Here is a 17,355-nt window from a genome sequence, read left to right as displayed (position 1 = left end):
GTGGTCACAGGCGGCCGCGGCGTACGCGGTCGGCTGACTCCTCGTCGCCCTCGCCGGCCAGCCCTTCGAGCACGCCGGCGCGGTCGGCGGCGTCCTTGTCCTGGCTCCACTTGGCCCGCGCCTGCACCGACTCCACCGCGATCTCGATGCCGACGATGGCGCGCAGCCGCCCGTCGACCCACTTCGCCGGGGCGTCGTCGACCGCCCATGGCCGCTCGCGGGGCGACTCGTGGGCCTGCGTGAGCCGGGTGACCATGTCGAGGGTCCAGGCGGCGTCGTCGTGCAGTTGCACGGTGCCGCGCAACTGCACAGCGGAGTAGTTCCAGGTCGGCACCACGCGCCCGTGCTCCCGCTTGGACGCGTACCAGCTCGGCGTGATGTAGCGGTGCGGCCCCTGCACGACCAGCAGCGCCTGCGATCCGTCGACCGCCCGTGACCACTGTTCGCCGGCCCGGGCGAGGTGCGCGAGCACCCGGTCGCCCTCCCACAGCACCGGCACGAAGGTCGCGTCGGGCGTGCCATCGGCGCCCACCGTGATCAGCGTGCCGGCAGCGGCGGCTGCCACGAAGTCGCGCGCTTCCTGCTCGTCGACCCGGTTGTGTTCAGGGGAGTACATCGGCTGCCACCTCGAAGAGCCGCTCCTGCAGGGCACGTTGCTGCGCACGATCGAAATGCACCTCGACGACGCGAATCCCTGCGCCGGGGTCGCCGATCCGCGCAGCGAGGCCGTAGGCATCGTCGACCAGCTCCCACGGCACGCCGTACGCCGCGCAGAGCGTCGCGATCGACACCCCCGTAGGCGTGCCGAAGACCCGTTCGTACGACGCGTCGACACCGGCGAGGGAGTCGCCGGAGGCGCCGGCACCCGGCTCCAGCGTGCCGAAGATGCCCCCGCCGTCGTCGTTGAGCACCACGATCGTCAGGTCCGGTCGCGGCTCGCCGCGGCCGATGAGCAGCCCGTTGGCGTCGTGGGCGAAGGTCAGGTCGCCGAGCACGGCGTACGACGGTCGCCCACCGCGGGTGAGCGCGAATCCGATGGCGCTGGAGACCGATCCGTCGATTCCGGCGAGGCCGCGGTTGGCGACGGACACCACGTCGCGGGCCACCTGGCGGGAGTCTCGTGCCAGGTCCAGGTAGCGGGCCGCGCTCGAGGACCCGACGAAGAGCCCGGACCCCTCCGGCAGGGTGTGGGCGATCACGCGTGCCGCCGCCAGACCGCTCGGCCACGACCGGTCGATGACCGGTCCCGCTTCAGTGGCGAGCCGTTCGCCGGCCGACATCCAGGCGTCGGCCCACACCCGGTCGGCGCAACCGGCGACCGAACCATGACCGGCGTCCAGTGCTCCCCACCCGTGCACGCGACGCGCGGCGTGCGACGGGTCGGCCCACACCCCGCCGGGTGCGACCACCTCCACCTCGACGTCCGGGTGGCGCAGCAACTGGGCGACGCCGCGGTCCAGGGTCACGCGACCGCCGACCAGGACGCGATCGGGCAGATGCGCTCGCACCCAGTCCGTGGCCTGCAACAGCAGCGGTCCGTGCGGCAGGGTCCGCGGGCTGTCGAAGGTGCCGAACGGCTCTGCCAGCAGCGGCCATCCGGCCGATTCGGCGAATCGGGTGAAGCCTGCGGCCTGCGCGGGATCGGGGAGGTCTCCGAGCACCGCCAACGTGCGCGGCTCCGCCGCGATCGTGTCGCCGCCGTCGGGGGCAGCCGAGGTCGTCACGGACCACGGCGCGCCGCCGGGACGGCCCTCCAGGGAGTCGGTCCACTCGCTGCCGCCGGTGGGGACCAGCGGTGCCCGGAACGGCACGTTGAGATGCACGGGCCCGGCGTCCCCGGACGGAAGGCCGCGAGACATGGCGACTGCGCGTGAGGTGACGGATCGCCAGAGATCGCCCTGGCCGGGTCGTTCGTCGGGCGTCCCCAGGTCGTGGAACCAGCGTGTCGCGCCACCGAAGATGTGCACCTGATCGGTGGTCTGGTTGGCGCCGGTGCCGCGCAGCTCGGGCGGCCGGTCCGCCGACAGGATCAGCATCGGCACCTGGGCGTGCGAGGCCTCGAGCACCGCGGGATGCAGGTTGGCCACGGCCGTGCCGCTGGTGACAACGACGGGCACGGGCACGCGGGTGGTCTTGGCCAGGCCGAGCGCCAGGAACGCCGCCGTCCGCTCGTCGACCCGCACGTGCAGCCGCAGCCGTCCGGCACCGTCGGCCTCCTGCAGCGCGTACGCCAGCGGTGCGGAGCGCGACCCTGGCGACAGGACGGCGTCGCGGATCCCGTGGCGGACCAGCTCATCGACCAGGGTGCTCGCGAACGCGGCCGTGGGATTCACCCCGTCATGATCCCCCACGCGCCCGCCCGAACCCGCCCTCCCCCGAACGATCCGCCCACCGGCGGGAATCCGATGCCCGCCCCGTGATTCAACCCGGCCCGTGCCGGGTACACGCACGACGTGCGCCGGGGCTCGAACCCGGCGGCACCCGCGGAGGGAGTTGGACCCATGCCTAGCGACTCGATCGAGGCAGAAGGCGCACGACGGCGACTGCACGACGCCTTGCGCGCCGTCCGAAGCGCGGATCGGCAGGTGCCGTGCGAAGTCACGCCGCAGCTGTGGACGAGCAACATCCGCTCCGAACGCGAGGCCGCGGGCTACCGCTGCCGGTCCTGCCCGGTGCGGGTGCAGTGCGTGGAGGCCAGCGAGTTCGAGCGGGTCGGCGTCTGGGGCGGAAAGGTGCGCGCGGCCGGTTCCCTGGAGTGGTGAGCAGGGCTCCAGCGGTCAGGACGGGGAGCCCGCCAGGGCGTTGACGGCGGCGTCGAACAGCCACGGCGCGCGCCGTGCGGCGGGCACGATCGTGCGGCGTACGACGCCCACCCGGGTCGCTCGCAAAAGGCCGGCGGTGAGCGCCTGGTAGCGCCAACTCGCGATACGCCAGGTGCGTTCGTAGTCCTGCGATCGCCCGGCGGCGACGGCCTCGACCGCCGCCTTCGCGTGCGCCATCCCGAGGGCGATGCCCTCCCCGGTCAGCGCGTCGATGTAGCCCGAAGCGTCCCCGACCAGCAGCACCCGCCCCGCGACCCGTGCCGTGCTGCGCTGCCGCAGCGGACCGGCGCCGCTGATCTTGTCGTGCGTGACGGTGGCCACCCGCTCGGCGATCTGCGGGAACTGAGCCAGATGATCGGCGTACGGGCCGCGCTCCGAGGTGAGCACGGCGACGCCGACGACATCGTCCGCGACGGGCGTGATGTAGGCCTCGCACCGCGGCGACCAGTGCACCTCCACGAACGAGCTCCACGGCGCCATCTCGAAGTGGGTGCGCAACCCGAACCGCACCGGGCCGCGCGCCTGCCGGTCCAGACCCAGCGACCGCCGGATACCTGAGTGCAGTCCATCCGCTGCGATCAGATGCCCGAACGGCACACCGTCGACCAGCACGCCCCCGTCGTCCTGCGTGATGTCCCGGACGGCGCGCTGCTCGATCGGCACGCCCGCGGCCTCGACGGCCGTGCGCAGCGCGCCGTGCAACGTGGTACGACGCACCCCGCGCCCGCTGCCGGCGGCGAACGACGCCTGCGCCGCGGACCCGCCCGCGATGTAACGGATGCCCGTCAGGTCGTGCCCCAGCGGGTCGACGCCGAGGTCGAGCATCGCCGCGAGTGCGGCCGGCATCAGGCCCTCGCCGCATGCCTTCTCGATGCTGCCCGCGCGCGGCTCCCAGATGGTGACGTCGAGACCGGCGCGGGCGGCGTACAGGGCCGTGGCCAGACCCGTGGGACCGCCACCCGCGACCAGGAGGTCTCTGCGATCGCTCATGGGCTCGTCACGGGAACCGATGCGGGAGAGGGAAGCTGGGCCAGTGCCGCATTCTCGCAGCGGACGCGGACGGTGAGCAGCCACGCGTTGAGGACGGTGAAGGCGACCGCGGTGATCCAGGCCGCGTGCACCAGCGGCAGCGCGATGCCCTCCGCGACGACCGCCACGTAGTTGGGGTGGGAGAAGAAGCGGTACGGCCCGGCCGTGACCGGTGCCAGCCCGGGCACGATGACCACCCGGGTGTTCCAGCGATGCCCCAGGGTCGTGATGCACCACCAACGCAGGCCCTGGGAGGCCAGCAGCACCAGCACCATGAGCACGGCGAACCAGGCGTCGACGTGCGGACGTCGCACCCACACCTCGATGAGCGCGCCGGCCAGCAGACCGGTGTGCAGCACGACCATCGGCGGATAGTGCCGCGCACCGAACTCGCGTCCGCCACGGGCCATCGACCAGGCCTCGTTGCGCTTGGACACCACGAGCTCGGCCACGCGCTCCAGGCCGACGAGCAGCACCAGGACGGTGTAGGCGATCTCGCTGCTCATGCCGCGATCTCCGGCGCCTGCAGCAGCACCAGCTCGGAGCAGAACCCCGGGCCCATCGCGATCATCAGCCCGTAGCTGCCCGGCTCCGGCGGCCGGTCGGCCAGCGTGTCGGTCAGCACGTGCAACACCGAGACCGACGACATGTTGCCGACTCGCGACAGCGAATCCCAGGTGACGGCAAGCGCATCCGCGGACACACCCAGCGTGTCCTGCATGGCTTCGAGCACCTTCGGTCCGCCGGGGTGCGCGACGTACCAGCCGATGTCGGCGCGGGTCAGGCCGTGGTCGGCGACGAACGCGTCGACATCGTCGCCGAGATAGGTGCGCACCACGTCGGGCACGGCCGCGTCGAGCACGATGCGCAGCCCGGAGCTGGTGACGTCGAAGCCCATGGTGCGCTCGGAGTCGGGGTAGAGATGGCTGCGGGTGGCGAGGATGCGCGGTTGCACGGGCTCGCGGGTGATCCGGTCGGCGAGCGATGCGGCGCGGTGGGTGCCGGCCGCGACCACGGCGCCCGCGCCGTCACCGAAGAGGCCGCTGGCCACCAGGTTCGGCAGCGACCGGTCGGTGCGCTGCAGGGTCAGCGAGCACAGCTCGACGGCCACGAGGACCCCGACGGCGTCCGGCCGTCCGCGCAGGTAGTCGTCCAGCCGCGCCACGCCCGCGGCCCCGGCCACGCAGCCCAGGCCGACCAGCGGCACCCGCACGACGTCCGGGCGCAGCCCGATGGTCGCCGCGATCCGGGCGTCCAGCGAGGGCACCGCCAGCCCGGTGACCGTCGCGGAGATGATCACGTCGACGTCGCTGGGCTCGAGACCCGCAGCCTTCAACGCGTCGAGCACGGCCTGCGACCCCAGCTCGACGGCGACCCGGATGAAGGTGTCGTTGGCCGCGCCGAAGTCCGCCAGCCCGGCGTACTCCTCCAACGGGACGGCCGTATGCCGATACGCGACACCGGCATTGCCGTGGAAGCGGCGCACGAGACGCTCGTCTGTGCCCGGCACCATCGACTCCAGGAACGTGTCGGTGATGTGCTGCTGGGGGTAGCGGTGGGGTGGCAGCGCACCCCGTGAGCTCAGTATCTGCACCGTCATCCGATGTGCTCCGTCCGCTGGGTGGCCGATCCGAGGAGGTGGCGAGCAAGGCGCCGCAGGACCACCGGGGTGATCCTGCCGTTCGCCAGTCCGAGGTCGACGAGGTCGTCGAAGACGCGTTGATCCGACTGCGCGGCCCGGACCCCGGCGTCCAGCAGTCGACCGCTACGACACAGTCTCGCGGCCAGGGCGCTGTGCCGCAGGTGGGGTCCCAGCTCGGTCCGCACGCGGCGGGTGTAGTCGCGGCCGAAGAGGTGCAGGTCACCGGTGTCGAGGGCCGCCGCGGCGGCGCGACCGGCGAGCAGACCGGTCAGCACGGCGTAGTAGATGCCCTCTCCAGTCATCGGATTCACCATCCCGGCGGCGTCGCCCGTCAGGGCCACCCGGCCGGTGGCGACCCGCGCGCCCCACCCCGACAACGGCAGGTGGGCGCCCTTCCACTGCGTGCCGTCGGAGGTCGAGCCCGGCAGCAGCTGCTCGATCTGCGCGAGCAGTTGCGATCGCGAGAGCCGCGGCGCACCGGGTGCCTGCACCTCGCCGTACCCGACGTTCGCGAGGCCGTCGCCGCGGTCGAAGGACCACGCGTACGACGGCTGGCGCGAGGTGCCGAAGACCATCGCCTGGGTGCCGACGCGGCGGTCGGTGGTCGGCGCGTAGCCCCGCAGCGCGAACGCCGTCGGCGCCGGCGGCAGCCCGATCGCCCGGCGGACGACGGAGTGCGCGCCGTCGGCGCCGACCGCGAGCGGCGCACTGAAGCGGTCGTCGACCCGCACGTCGTCGGCGCCGACCGTCACCTGGGACACGCGGTGCGTGTGCGGTTGCGCACCGGCGCGCACGGCGGCCTGGTGCAGCCGTTCGTCGAAGACGGCGCGCGGAATCACCCAGGTGGACCGGATCATCGTGCGCTCGACGACCCGCTCCCCGCGTCGCATGGACAGGCGGTCGACCGGGGCCCAACCGTCGGCGACCCCGGGCACGCCGGCGTCCGTCAGAAGGTCGAACACCTCGGGTGCGATCCCGTCTCCGCAGGTCTTGTCGCGCGGGAAGTCGGCCCGGTCGAGCAGGGCGACGGACATCCCGGGTCTGGCCTGCAGCGCACCGAGCGCGACCGCTGCGCCGGCAGGACCGCCGCCCACGACGACCAGGTCGTGGCTGGTCATCGGGCGCCCGACACCAGCAGGCCGGCGTCGATCAGGGCGATGGCGACCGCGGCCCGGAACGGGGTACGGCCGGTCCCTCGCAACGCCACTGCGCCGAGGGCGCCGTTGGCGGCGAGTGCCGACCACGCGACGGGAGAGGGAGTTGCGTTGGGGCCCAGCACGATCGCCACCGAGGCGAGACCGAGCAGGCCGGTCGCCAGCTGTCGTCCGCGCTCCGCGCCCAGCCGGTGCGGCAGACCGCGGACACCGGTGGCGTCGTCCTGCGCGAGATCCGGCAGGGCGTTGAGGATGTGAGCGCACACCCCGAGAGCAGCTGCCGGCGCCGTGATCCATGCGGGCGAGCGACGCCGGTCGCCACCGGCCTGACTCACCACGGAGGGCAGCGCTCCGAACGCGACGGCGTACGGCGCCCACGACCAGGCGGTGCTCTTCAGCCCCAGGTTGTAGGCATGGGCCGGGCCGACCCCGAGCGCGAGATGGGTCAGGGCACTGCGTCGGCCGAGGCTCGCTGAGGCGGCGACGCATCCGAGGAGGGCGGTCGCCAACGCTCCTGCGACCACGGGCGCCCCGACCTCGCCGGTCGCCAGTGGTTTGTCGGCGCGCGCGACGGCGCGGTCACGTGCGGCGTCGACCAGGTCGTTGCCCCAGCCGATCGACAGCTGGCCCAGGAAGACGGCCGCGGTGCTCGCGGCGATCTCGCGCGGACGCAGCCGGGCCGATGAGCCGAGCAGCGCGGTCAGGGTGGTGACGGCGAGGCCGGGTCCGAGGTGGGCGGCACGCAGCAGGGGTAGCACAGTGTCTGGGGGTGTGACCCGAGACCGAACCGCCATCTGTGCGTCCTTCCTGTCCGCAGGTGTTCACAGTAAGCCGCGAGCCCCCGGCATCTCGCACGGCGGCCCGACTCCCGGCATCGGTCGTCTCGCCGACGGCCTGCAGATGCAGTACCCGCCCCGTGCTTCGCCTAACGGACCGGGGACCTGCTTTGTCCCGCGGCGGTCAGCCCGCCGCGTCGATGAGGTCGTCCCTCGCCTGCTCGCCGGCCTCGGCGTCGCGGACCAGCTCGGCGTACCGTCCGCCCTCGGCGAGCAGCTCCTCGTGCCTGCCGCGCTGCACGATCCGGCCGTGGTCCAGCACCACGATCTGGTCCGCGTGCCGCACGGTCGACAGCCGGTGGGCGATCGTCAGGGTCGTCCGTCCGACGCTCAGCTCGTCGAGAGCCTCCTGCACGGCTCGTTCGGTCGTGTTGTCCAGGGCGCTCGTGGCCTCGTCGAGCACCAGGATCGGCGGATTGCGAAGGATGGTGCGTGCCAGCGCGATCCGCTGTTTCTCTCCGCCGGAGAAGCGGTATCCCCGCGCGCCCACCACCGTGTCGTACCCGTCGGGCAGTGCTGCGATCAGCTCGTGCACCTGCGCGGCCCGGGCCGCCCGGACGAGGTCAGTGTCGGTGGCGTCGGGCTTGGCGTAGCGCAGGTTGTCCGCGATCGAGGCATGCAGCAGATAGGTGTCCTGCGAGACCACACCGACGGCGGAGGCGACGGCCGCGAGCGGCAGGTCGCGTACGTCGTACCCGTCGATGAGCACGCGCCCGACGCTCGGGTCGTAGAGGCGCGAGACGAGCGCGGCCAGCGTGGACTTGCCGGAGCCGGTGCTGCCGACGACGGCCACCCGCGCACCGGCGGGCAACTGCAGGTCGATGTCCTGCAGTGCATCCTCGGACGAGCCGGGGTAACGTAAGCCGACCCCCTCGAACCGCACCTCGCCGCTCAGGGTCGACGCATGCATCGCGGCCGGCACGACCGGGTCGTCGATCTCGACGGGCGCGTCGAGGAACTCGAAGACCCTGCTGAAGAGCGCCATCGAGGTGGTGACCTGGATGCCCACGTTGAGCACACCCATCACCGGGCGGAAGAGCGAGGTCTGCAGCGCGGTGAAGGCGACGAGCGTGCCGATCGTCATCCCGCGGCCGGTGGCCGGCAGACCCGCGGCCAGATAGATGAACGCCGGGATCGCGGAGAAGATCAGTGCCATCGAGCCCATCCGCCAGCGGCCGGCCATCTGGGACTGCAGCTCCTGCTCGGTCAGCTCCTGCGAGGTCTGGGTGAACCGTCGCGACAGCATCGGGCCGGAGCCCAGGGTCTTGGCCAGCTGTACGCCGGAGATCGACAGCGACTCCTCGATCTGGGTCTGCATGTCGGCCAGTGAGCGCTGCGCGCGGGTCTGGATCGACCGGCGCAGCCGGGCGACGCGGCGGGTCAGGTAGATCGCCGGGGGCAGGATCACCAGGCTGATCAGGGACAGGCGCCACGACAGGGCGACCATCGCGACGGCGACACCGACGGTGGTCGTGACGTTGGTGGCGATCGAGGTGGCGGTATCGGTGACGACCGACTGCATCGCGTTGACGTCGTTGGTGATCCGTGACTGCAGCTCCCCACCGCGGGTGCGGGTGAAGAAGCCCAGCGGCAGCCGTTGCAGGTGGGTGAAGAGCCGGGTCCGCAGGGTGTGCATCACCTGCTGGCCGATACGGGTGGACACGTACGTCTGCACCACCCCGAGCAGCTGGGTCACCGCGGTGATCCCCAGCATCGCCCCGACGAGCAGGACGAGCAGCCGCACGTTCTGCTGCGGGATCGCAGTGTCGATCAGGGCGCGCAGGATGAACGGCCCGGCCAGTCCGAGCAGCGCGCTGATCACGATGATCGAGGTGACGCCGAGCAGGGGACGGCGGTACCGCGCGAAGAGGCCGAGCACCCTGCGGGCGCCGACCGGGTAGTCCTGCAACTGCGCGGTGTCGGCGGCGCTGACCTGCAGGGACGCGCGCTGGCCGGGTCCGGGGCGACCGGTCATGCCGGTGCGGGTACGAGCTGTGGTGGGTGTCGTCATACGACCCTCCTTCCGATGGGGAGGCGACTCGTCCTATTGCTGAGGTTACCTCACAATGAAGTAACAACAGCATTCGGCGTAGCATTCCCGGATGACGACGGACGCGGCGGGACTCGGGGAACTGGTGCTGCGCACCGCCCGCGTGCTGCGACGGGCGCACAGGGAGGCCCTCGGTCCGTACGGTCTCTCACCCCACCAATCCCGCGCGATGGGCGTCATCGTGCGGTCGGGCACGGAGGACGGCGAGGGCCTGCGCCTGTCCGACCTGGCGGCACAGCTCGGCATCGCGCCTCGATCGGCCACCGACGTGGTGGACGCCCTGGAGGAGCACGGGCTCGTCGAACGCAGCCCGAGCGCGCAGGACCGCCGTGCCGTCGACATCCGCCTCACGCCCGCCGGCAGGGCCTTGCGCCGCACGCTCGACCGCGCTCGCACGACGGTCAGCGACGAGCACTTCGCGTCGCTGACGGCATCGGAGCGCGCCACTCTGGCCCGGTTGCTGCAGGCCGCGCTCGACGACACCGCCCGGCGCGACGCGGGCGCCTGAGAGCCCGTCGTAGGGCGGATGGACCCCGCCGCGTGATGACGCCGAGCGTGTCGCGCGATTCGGGCTCCGCCACGGCACCGGGAGCCCTACGATCTGGCTCACGCCGGCGCTCACAGGGGGCGAAGCCGACAAGAGAGCCGAGTCACCCATGATCCGTCGCATCGCCATCGCCACCGTTCCAGCCATCGCGGCGCTGGGTGTCTCCCTCGCCGCTCCTGCGGGCGCTGCCGGGGCGCGTCCTTCCGTGCCGAGTCCTTCGGTCCGGTCACACCTGCACAGCCACAAGGCGTCCGGTCAATCCCCGTACGGCACCTGCCGCCTCGTCGTCCCCGCCACCGCGCGCGTCGTGCGGCCGGGTACCGCGGTGCCCGTCCGGGTCACCGGCGGGTGCGCCCTGCACGCCGACTCCAGCACGCTTGCGGGCTGGTATGTCGGCACGTCCGACAACCCGAGCGACTACATCTTCTTCGACTTCTCCAACCGGGCCACCTGGGAGCTGTACTCCTTCACGCCGCTCGGCACTCGCACCTGGCGGGGCGACGGGGCCCTCGACGCCGACGCCGCGTCCGCGCCCGGCGAGGGGTCCGACCCGACCTCGGGGGGCAGCTCCGGCGACGACGCGGGCTACGCGCAGAACGCTCCCCGTACGACGGTCAAGGTCGGGTCCTGGGCCGGGCTGTCGACGAGCCGCAAGGGCAACACGGTGACGCTGCGCACCCGAGTGATCCGCTACTCCACCGGCCGCGACGAGAACATCCCATGGGCCGGCCAGGTCGGCGTCATCCAGTACCGCGCGTCCGGTGCGACGAAGTGGACCGCGTTGAAGAATGTCCGGAGCAACGCGGCCGGCGTCGCGTCGTACTCCTACACCTCGTCGGCCGCCCGCGACTATCGCGTGGTGTACGGCGAGGCGCAGTACGTGTGGGGCACCACCAGTCCCACTTCGCACCGGTGACGACCATCTCGGTCGTCCACAGCCGTCACCCGGGTCACGCGGCCCACTACCCAGGAGGAACACATCGATGAAGAAGGCATGGGGAGCGGCCCTCGCCGTCGTGGCGGCCGGCAGTGCGCTCACCGGGTGGGGAGGCTCACCGGTCCGTGCGTCGGCGGCCACCGAGAAGAACTCGGTCTACTACCACGGCACGACCCGAGAGGCTCAGTTCACCAGCCGCGCCACCTGTGACGCGCACGCCCGGGCCGAAGTGAAGCTGGTGCAGGCCCACCCGTCGCAGGCCGTGGTGATCCCCGCGGCGTCCGCACCCGGCGTCACCGGGCCGGAGCTGCGCACGTCGTGCTATCCCGTTGCCTCCGGACACTGGTCCTACCTCATCGCCTACTTCGCCAAGAACGGGGTGCCGCTCTCGAAGTACGACCACTATGTGAACCTCGACAACCGCTTCGACCCCGGCTTCCCCCAGGACGACGAACGCGTGTACCTCTACGAGCACACGGCCATCCACCCTGCCGCGTACTGGAGCGTCGCGACGTGCAACAAGTACGCGAACGGCACGGCGTCGACTGTGCGCTCGCGCGCGTCGCTGCGGCTGCTCTTCGGGCAGGAATGCTCCTCCGGGCGTGGCGTCGTGGGGTACAGCGTCTTCTACTCCGCCCCCGCGCTGGGGATGGCCGCCGTCCGCGGTGACACCGTCCAACTGGTCGGCACCACCGTCAACAATTCGTTCGCCATGATGGACGCCCTCGGTTACGACTACACCTACCTGTCCGGTCCGATCGGGCTCGTCTCGGCCTCGACACATCAGGCCGCTCTGCGCGCCCGGCTGCAGACCGTGCGCGGCTGACCTCGACCCGGCGGCCCACGTCGCCGGGTCGCTCAGGCGCGCGGGTGGTAGCGATGCTCGGGCCTGCCGGCGGCGCCGTACTTGAGTCGTAGCTGCACGAGACCTTGCTGTTCGAGGTAGTTGAGATAGCGCTGTGCCGTGGCGCGACTGATCCCGACCTCGCCGGCGACCTCGGCGGCCGACACGTCACCGGTCGTGGACCGGACGACGTTGCGGACCAGCTCCAGCGTCGGCGCGGAGTGTCCCTTCGCGGGCCGAGGCATCGGCGAGGGCGTCGCGCGAAGCATCCCGAAGAGTTCGTCGACCTCGGACTGCGCCGGCTCACCCGGCAGACCGGCGAGGCGGTGACGCAGTTGCCTGTACGCCGTGAGCCGCTCGATCAGCAGACTGAAGTCGAACGGCTTCACCAGATAGTGCACCGCTCCCAGCTGCATCGCCGCCCGGACGGAGGCGATCTCGCGCGCCGCGGTGATGACGATGACGGCGGGAGGATCGGGCTCGTCGAGCAGCGTCCGCAGCACGTCCAGCCCGTTCCGGTCGGGCAGGTAGACATCCATGAGCACCAGATCCGGGCGCAGTGTCCGGACCTGGTCCACCGCCTGCTCGGCGGTGTGCGCCTTTCCGACGACCTGGTATCCCGGGACGCGCTGGACGAGGGCGCCGTGGATGTCGGCGACACGGAAGTCGTCGTCGACGATGACCACGCCGAGCACGTCCTCGCTCATTCGGGCGCACCGCTGCCGATGGGCACGGACGGGGAAGCGACCGGCAGCCGCACGGTGAAGCGGGCGCCGGGGCCACCGGAGACGACGGTCGAACCGCCCAGCTTGGTCACGAGCCGTTCGACCAGCGCGAGGCCGAGCCCGCGGGGACGGGCGCCGGCCCGCTCGTTGGTGCTGTAGCCGTCGCGGAAGATCATCCGCTCGCTCCCGGCGGGGATGCCGGGACCGTTGTCGGCGACGGTGATCGTCACCTCGCTCTCGTCCTCGACGATCGCGACCACCACTCTGCGCGGCGCGGGCACCGTGCCGAGCGCGGCGAACGCGTTGTCGATCAGGTTGCCGAGGATGCTGGTGAGCGCCTGCACCTTGTCGGGCGATTCGCCGAGCCAGGTCTCCGGGGCGATCACCAGCTCGATGCCGCGCTCGCTGGCCTCCGCCGCCTTTCCCAGGAGGAGTCCGACGACCTGCGGCGCCTCGATGTGCGTGCGCAGCGTGTTTGTCGAACTCCGCCCCGGTCCCCTGGATCTGCAGGACGTAGTCGAGCGCCTCGTCGGAGTACCCCAGCTGCAGCAGTCCGGCGACGGCGTGCAGCCGGTTCGCGAACTCGTGTTGCTGAGCGCGCAGGGAGTCGGTCAGGCCGCGCTCACCGTCCAGCTCGCTGCGCAGGCCGGCCACCTCGGTGCGATCCCGCAGCGTCACGATCGAGCCGTGCGGGCGCCCGGCCACCGTGACGGGCATCCGGTTGATCACCAGGATCACGTCGTCGGTGAGGACGATGTCGTCCCCTTTGGTGTCCCTCCCGGCGAGCGCATCACGCAGGCGCCCCTCGGGCAGTACGTCGTTGAGGTGCTCCCCCACCGCGCTCACCTGGACGCCCAGCAACCGCTGCGCCTCGTCGTTCACGACGCTGACGCGGTCACGCCGGTCGAAGGCGATGACGCCTTCGCGCACACCGTGCAGCATGCCCTCGCGCTCCTGCAGCAGCTGGGAGATCTCGTCGAGTTCCAGCCCGAACGTCCGGCGTTTGAGGTGCGCCGCGAGACCGAACGACGCGATCGTGCCGAAGGCGAGCGCGATTGCGAACCACGTTGCGTACGAGGGGAGTTCCTGACGCAGCGCACTCGAGACCGAGCTCTCCCTGATGCCCACGGACACCTCGCCGACCATCCGGCCGTCGAGCCCGTAGAGCGGCGCCTTGCCGTTCGCCGAACGGCCCGTGCTCCCGTTGTCCGCACCCAGATGGACACGGCCGTCCGACGTGACGATCGGCTCCGTCACCGGCTGTCCGATCAGCGCCGGATCCGGATGTGAGTGACGCACCCGATGCATGTCGATGACCACGACGTACGACGCGTGGGTTTCGCGGCCGATGGACATCGCGATCGTCTGGATCGTCGTGGCACAGCCCGGCGCGTCGTGCTCCATGCAGCTGCGGATCGACGGCACCCCCGACACCGTGGAGGCGATCGAGGCCGCGCGCGCCTCGTACTCCTTGTCGAGGTGGCCGCGCTCCACGTGTGCGAACAGCACGAAGCCGACCCCGATGGTCGCAGCCAGGATGACCAGCTGAGCCATCAGGATCTGGCTGGAGAGCCTGCGCATCCGGGACCGCACGCCGTCATTGTGACCTCGGTCACGCCCCGCGACAAGCTGGGTGCGCACAATGCGCAAAACCCTTGAATACGAGGGTTTATAGGGGATTCGACCACAACCGTGACCTGGCTCACACCGCCTCCGTACGTTCTGCCCAGCACCTCCACCGGCAGAACGAAAGGAGCCGCCCATGACAGCCGACGACGCGGCGCGTATCGAGATCTCAGGTCTGACCAAACGCTTCCTCACCCCCAAGGGCGAGGCCTTCACCGCCATCCACGACGTCAGCCTCGTGATCGAACCGGGGCAGTTCTGCGCGATCGTCGGCCCGACGGGGTGCGGCAAGTCGACCACGTTGGGCCAGGTCTCCGGACTCGAGCGCCCGAGCGCGGGGACGGTCAAGGTCGGCGGCAAGGTCGTGAACGGCGTGACCCAGGGCGTCAGCTTCATGTTCCAGGCCGACGCGCTCTTCCCGTGGAAGACAGTGCTCGCCAACGTGATGACCGGGCCCACCCTGCGCGGGATGGGCAAGAAGGAGGCCGTCTCGCTCGCCCGCGACTGGCTGCGACGGGTGGGGCTGTCCGGTTTCGAGGACCGCTACCCCCATCAGCTCTCCGGCGGCATGCGCAAGCGGGTCGGGATGGCCGCGGCCCTGATCAATGAGCCGAAGATCCTGCTGATGGACGAGCCGTTCGGTGCGCTGGACGTGCAGACCAAAGCCATCATGCAGACCGAACTGCTCGGGCTGTGGGAGCAGTCGCGTCCCTCGGTGCTCTTCATCACCCACGATCTGGACGAGGCCGTCGCCCTGTCCGATCGGGTCCTGATCATGACCAGCAGCCCGGGGTCCATCAAGCAGTCGTTCGACATCGATCTACCCCGCCCGCGGGGGGACGTGCAGACCATCCGCCATGAGCGGCGATTCCTCGAACTGCAGGACCGCATCTGGTCGTCACTGAAGGACGAGGTCCAGCGGGCCTACGCCCAGACGGCGGGTGCGGCATGAGTTCGACGATCCCCGGCCTGACCGGGCTGGTCGAGACCGAATCCGACGTGCAGGTGACCTCGCAGCGGGCCCGACGCCGTCGTACGCGGAAGCTCTGGATCGCACGAATCCTGGTGCCGGTCATCGTGATCGGCGGATGGCAACTGCTCACCTCCGTCGGTTGGCTCGACAAGTTCTTCTTCGGTCAACCGACCGGCATCTGGCACAGCCTGGTGCACCTGTTCACGAAGGGCACCGCATTCGGCACCATCTGGTTGAACCTGTGGGTCACCATCTCCGAAGCGCTCTACGGCTTCCTCCTGGGCACCGTGACGGGGATCGTGGTCGGTCTCATCCTCGGCCAGAACAGGTTCCTCGCCGACGTGCTCGGTCCGTACATCAAGGTGCTGAACTCCATCCCCCGGATCATCCTGGGCTCGATCTTCATCGTGGCCTTCGGCCTGGGGACCTTCCCCAAGGTGCTGCTGGCATCGGTGCTCGTGTTCTTCATCGTCTTCTTCAACGCCTTCCAGGGCGTGCGCGAGGTGGATCAGAACCTCGTCGCGAACATCCGGGTGCTCGGGGCATCGCCGTTGCAGGTCGCCCGGCACGTCACGATCCCGTCGGCGCTGACCTGGATCATCGCGAGCCTGCACACCGCATTCGGCTTCGCCATCATCGGCGCTCTCGTGGCCGAGGTGCTCGGCGCGCAGCACGGGATCGGCCTGATCATCAGCCAGGCGCAGGGCAATTTCGACCCGGACACCGTCTTCGCCTCCATGGCGATCATGGCCGTCGTCACGCTCACCGCGGAGTACCTCATCACGCTCCTGGAACGGCGCGTCCTGTCGTGGCGGCCGCCGAGCCGATGGGAGATCCAGGCCATCTGAGCGCACCCGCACATCTCCCCGCAGTCCCCCACGAAAGGAACCCATTCCATGTACAAGTCCGCGATCGCGATCGCCGCTGCCGGGGCGCTCGCCCTGGGCGTCACTGCCTGCGGTAGCTCCAGCTCAGGTGCCGGCAGCGCCTCCGGCTCGACGTCGGCCGGCGGCTCGAACGGCGGCTCGATGCCCACCGTCAAGCTGATGGTCGGCGGCATCGACAAGCAGATCTACCTGCCCTACCAGCTCGCCCAGAGTCTCGGCTTCTACAAGAAGTACGGCGTGAAGGTGGAGCTGTCGACGGAGACCAACGGCGGGGTCGGCGCCGAAGAGGCGATGGCCTCGGGCCAGGTCGACATGGCCGGCGCGTGGTACATCCACACGATCGACTTCCAGGCCAAGGGCAAGGACGTCATCGACGTCGTCCAGCTGTCCGGCGCACCCGGGGAGCGTGAGATGTGCGGCAACTCCAGCGGCGTTCACAGCGCCGCCGACTTCAAGGGCAAGACGCTGGGCGTCACCGACCTCGGGTCGGGCACCGACGAACTCACCCAGTTCCTCGCCGCTCAGAAGGGCGTCAAGCACAGCGAGTACCACACGCTCGCGGTCGGGGCCGGGACCACTGCCATCGCCGCCATCCAGCGCAAGTCGGCGCAGTGCGTGATGACGACCCAGCCCACCGTCGGAGCGTTGGAATCCAAGAAGCTGGGCTACTCCGCGCTCGACCTCGCGACGACGGCCGGCGCCACCCAGGCGCTCGGCGGCGCCTGGCCGGCGGCCGGCGTACTGGCTCAGTCGAGCTGGGTGAAATCCCACCAGGCCGCCACCCAGGATGTGGTGGATGCTCTCGTGGCGACGATGCACTGGATCAACACCCACTCGGCGGCCGACATCGCGAACGCGCTGCCCGCGGACTTCGTCTCCAATGCCACCATCACCAAGGCGCAGTACATCGCGGGCCTGACCACCGACAAGGGCCAGTTCCTCCCTGACGGCATCATGCCCGCCGGCGGCCCGAAGACGGTCTACGCCATGGAGAAGCAACTCGGTGTCGACGTCGCGAAGGTCTCGCTGGCCGGCACCTTCACCAACACGTACGCGATGAAGGCGAACAAGCTGGAGGGCACCAAGGTGACCACCACCCCGGCCGGCGCCACCGGCTGACCAGGAACGCACGAGGGGCTCGGGTCGCGGCCGCGACCCGAGCCCCTCGTGGCGTCTTCGGTAGAACGGGAGCCGGAGACAGGAGTCGAACCTGCGACATCCTCATTACAAGTGAGGCGCTCTACCAACTGAGCTACACCGGCGCGGGCCCGCGATACCGCGCG

18 protein-coding genes, 1 tRNA gene and 1 pseudogene are annotated in these 17,355 nt (G+C 70.8%); 8 read left to right on the top strand and 12 right to left on the bottom strand.

Features of this window, described 5'->3' with window-relative positions:
- Positions 1-4 precede the first annotated feature (4 nt).
- Together LVQ62_RS06540 and menD are read right to left on the bottom strand one after the other, a co-directional pair.
- Positions 5-616, bottom strand: coding sequence for an FMN-binding negative transcriptional regulator (locus tag LVQ62_RS06540; RefSeq protein WP_233766713.1), 612 nt, complete (start codon positions 614-616; stop codon positions 5-7).
- On the bottom strand, positions 603-2,333 hold the full coding sequence (gene menD, locus LVQ62_RS06535; protein WP_233766711.1) for a 2-succinyl-5-enolpyruvyl-6-hydroxy-3-cyclohexene-1-carboxylic-acid synthase: 1,731 nt from the start codon (positions 2,331-2,333) through the stop codon (positions 603-605). The genes LVQ62_RS06540 and menD overlap by 14 nt, the downstream gene beginning before the upstream one ends.
- Before the next feature lie 168 nt (positions 2,334-2,501).
- Between menD and LVQ62_RS06530 the strand changes: the two genes are divergently transcribed.
- Positions 2,502-2,762, top strand: a complete 261-nt coding sequence (locus LVQ62_RS06530) for a WhiB family transcriptional regulator (RefSeq protein ID WP_233766709.1) — start codon at positions 2,502-2,504, stop codon at positions 2,760-2,762.
- 15 nt (positions 2,763-2,777) lie between these two features.
- Here the strand turns inward: LVQ62_RS06530 and LVQ62_RS06525 are convergent, their stop codons facing one another.
- The 6 genes from LVQ62_RS06525 to LVQ62_RS06500 form a co-directional block, all read right to left on the bottom strand.
- Positions 2,778-3,812 (bottom strand): NAD(P)/FAD-dependent oxidoreductase, encoded by a 1,035-nt coding sequence (locus LVQ62_RS06525; protein WP_233766707.1) that lies wholly within the window; start codon positions 3,810-3,812, stop codon positions 2,778-2,780.
- A complete protein-coding gene (locus LVQ62_RS06520) occupies positions 3,809-4,357 on the bottom strand; it encodes an isoprenylcysteine carboxyl methyltransferase family protein (RefSeq protein WP_233766705.1) in 549 nt (182 codons plus the stop codon). Before LVQ62_RS06520 ends, LVQ62_RS06525 begins: the two co-directional genes overlap by 4 nt.
- Positions 4,354-5,451 (bottom strand): type III polyketide synthase, encoded by a 1,098-nt coding sequence (locus LVQ62_RS06515; RefSeq protein ID WP_179482823.1) that lies wholly within the window; start codon positions 5,449-5,451, stop codon positions 4,354-4,356. The genes LVQ62_RS06520 and LVQ62_RS06515 overlap by 4 nt, the downstream gene beginning before the upstream one ends.
- Complete coding sequence (locus tag LVQ62_RS06510) at positions 5,448-6,611, bottom strand: NAD(P)/FAD-dependent oxidoreductase (protein ID WP_233766702.1); 1,164 nt, start codon at positions 6,609-6,611, stop codon at positions 5,448-5,450. Before LVQ62_RS06510 ends, LVQ62_RS06515 begins: the two co-directional genes overlap by 4 nt.
- On the bottom strand, positions 6,608-7,441 hold the full coding sequence (locus LVQ62_RS06505) for a UbiA family prenyltransferase (RefSeq protein ID WP_208053102.1): 834 nt from the start codon (positions 7,439-7,441) through the stop codon (positions 6,608-6,610). The genes LVQ62_RS06510 and LVQ62_RS06505 overlap by 4 nt, the downstream gene beginning before the upstream one ends.
- A 166-nt stretch (positions 7,442-7,607) precedes the next feature.
- The gene (locus tag LVQ62_RS06500) at positions 7,608-9,494 is read right to left on the bottom strand and encodes an ABC transporter ATP-binding protein (RefSeq protein ID WP_233766699.1); all 1,887 of its coding nucleotides are present in this window, start codon (positions 9,492-9,494) and stop codon (positions 7,608-7,610) included.
- Between the two features lie 91 nt (positions 9,495-9,585).
- Here LVQ62_RS06500 and LVQ62_RS06495 point away from each other — a divergent pair, with 91 nt between their 5' ends.
- The 3 genes from LVQ62_RS06495 (at position 9,586) to LVQ62_RS06485 (ending at position 11,843) form a co-directional block, all read left to right on the top strand.
- A complete protein-coding gene (locus LVQ62_RS06495; RefSeq protein WP_233766697.1) occupies positions 9,586-10,041 on the top strand; it encodes a MarR family winged helix-turn-helix transcriptional regulator in 456 nt (151 codons plus the stop codon).
- 148 nt (positions 10,042-10,189) lie between these two features.
- Entirely contained in the window at positions 10,190-10,996 is an 807-nt protein-coding gene (locus tag LVQ62_RS06490; protein ID WP_208053100.1) for a hypothetical protein, read from the top strand.
- 67 nt (positions 10,997-11,063) lie between these two features.
- A complete protein-coding gene (locus tag LVQ62_RS06485; protein ID WP_233766695.1) occupies positions 11,064-11,843 on the top strand; it encodes a hypothetical protein in 780 nt (259 codons plus the stop codon).
- A 32-nt stretch (positions 11,844-11,875) separates the two neighbouring features.
- On the opposite strand, the gene LVQ62_RS06480 is transcribed toward LVQ62_RS06485, so the two are convergent.
- The 3 genes and pseudogenes from LVQ62_RS06480 to LVQ62_RS17760 form a co-directional block, all read right to left on the bottom strand.
- Entirely contained in the window at positions 11,876-12,568 is a 693-nt protein-coding gene (locus LVQ62_RS06480) for a response regulator (RefSeq protein ID WP_233766693.1), read from the bottom strand.
- Complete coding sequence (locus LVQ62_RS06475; protein ID WP_233766691.1) at positions 12,565-12,972, bottom strand: sensor histidine kinase; 408 nt, start codon at positions 12,970-12,972, stop codon at positions 12,565-12,567. Before LVQ62_RS06475 ends, LVQ62_RS06480 begins: the two co-directional genes overlap by 4 nt.
- A gap of 337 nt (positions 12,973-13,309) precedes the next feature.
- Positions 13,310-14,011: pseudogene (locus tag LVQ62_RS17760) on the bottom strand (PAS domain-containing protein); the annotation flags it as partial.
- Between LVQ62_RS17760 and LVQ62_RS06465 the strand changes: the two are divergent.
- From LVQ62_RS06465 to LVQ62_RS06450, 4 genes are all read left to right on the top strand, one after another.
- Positions 13,899-14,135, top strand: a complete 237-nt coding sequence (locus tag LVQ62_RS06465) for a hypothetical protein (protein ID WP_233766682.1) — start codon at positions 13,899-13,901, stop codon at positions 14,133-14,135. The pseudogene LVQ62_RS17760 and the gene LVQ62_RS06465 sit on opposite strands and share 113 nt — an antisense overlap.
- Before the next feature lie 213 nt (positions 14,136-14,348).
- Positions 14,349-15,164, top strand: a complete 816-nt coding sequence (locus LVQ62_RS06460) for an ABC transporter ATP-binding protein (RefSeq protein ID WP_179482835.1) — start codon at positions 14,349-14,351, stop codon at positions 15,162-15,164.
- The gene (locus tag LVQ62_RS06455; protein WP_233766678.1) at positions 15,161-16,033 is read left to right on the top strand and encodes an ABC transporter permease; all 873 of its coding nucleotides are present in this window, start codon (positions 15,161-15,163) and stop codon (positions 16,031-16,033) included. Before LVQ62_RS06460 ends, LVQ62_RS06455 begins: the two co-directional genes overlap by 4 nt.
- Positions 16,034-16,081: 48 nt before the next feature.
- Positions 16,082-17,191 carry an ABC transporter substrate-binding protein gene (locus tag LVQ62_RS06450; protein ID WP_233766676.1) on the top strand — a complete coding sequence of 370 codons (1,110 nt, stop codon included), beginning with the start codon at positions 16,082-16,084 and terminating at the stop codon, positions 17,189-17,191.
- 70 nt (positions 17,192-17,261) lie between these two features.
- Here the strand turns inward: LVQ62_RS06450 and LVQ62_RS06445 are convergent.
- Positions 17,262-17,334 (bottom strand) — tRNA-Thr (locus LVQ62_RS06445).
- Positions 17,335-17,355 lie beyond the last annotated feature (21 nt).

The sequence above is a fragment of the Allobranchiibius sp. GilTou73 genome, from assembly GCF_021391335.1.
Taxonomy (GTDB): Bacteria; Actinomycetota; Actinomycetes; order Actinomycetales; family Dermatophilaceae; genus Allobranchiibius; species Allobranchiibius huperziae.
This window is presented reverse-complemented; position numbering and strand designations above follow the sequence as displayed.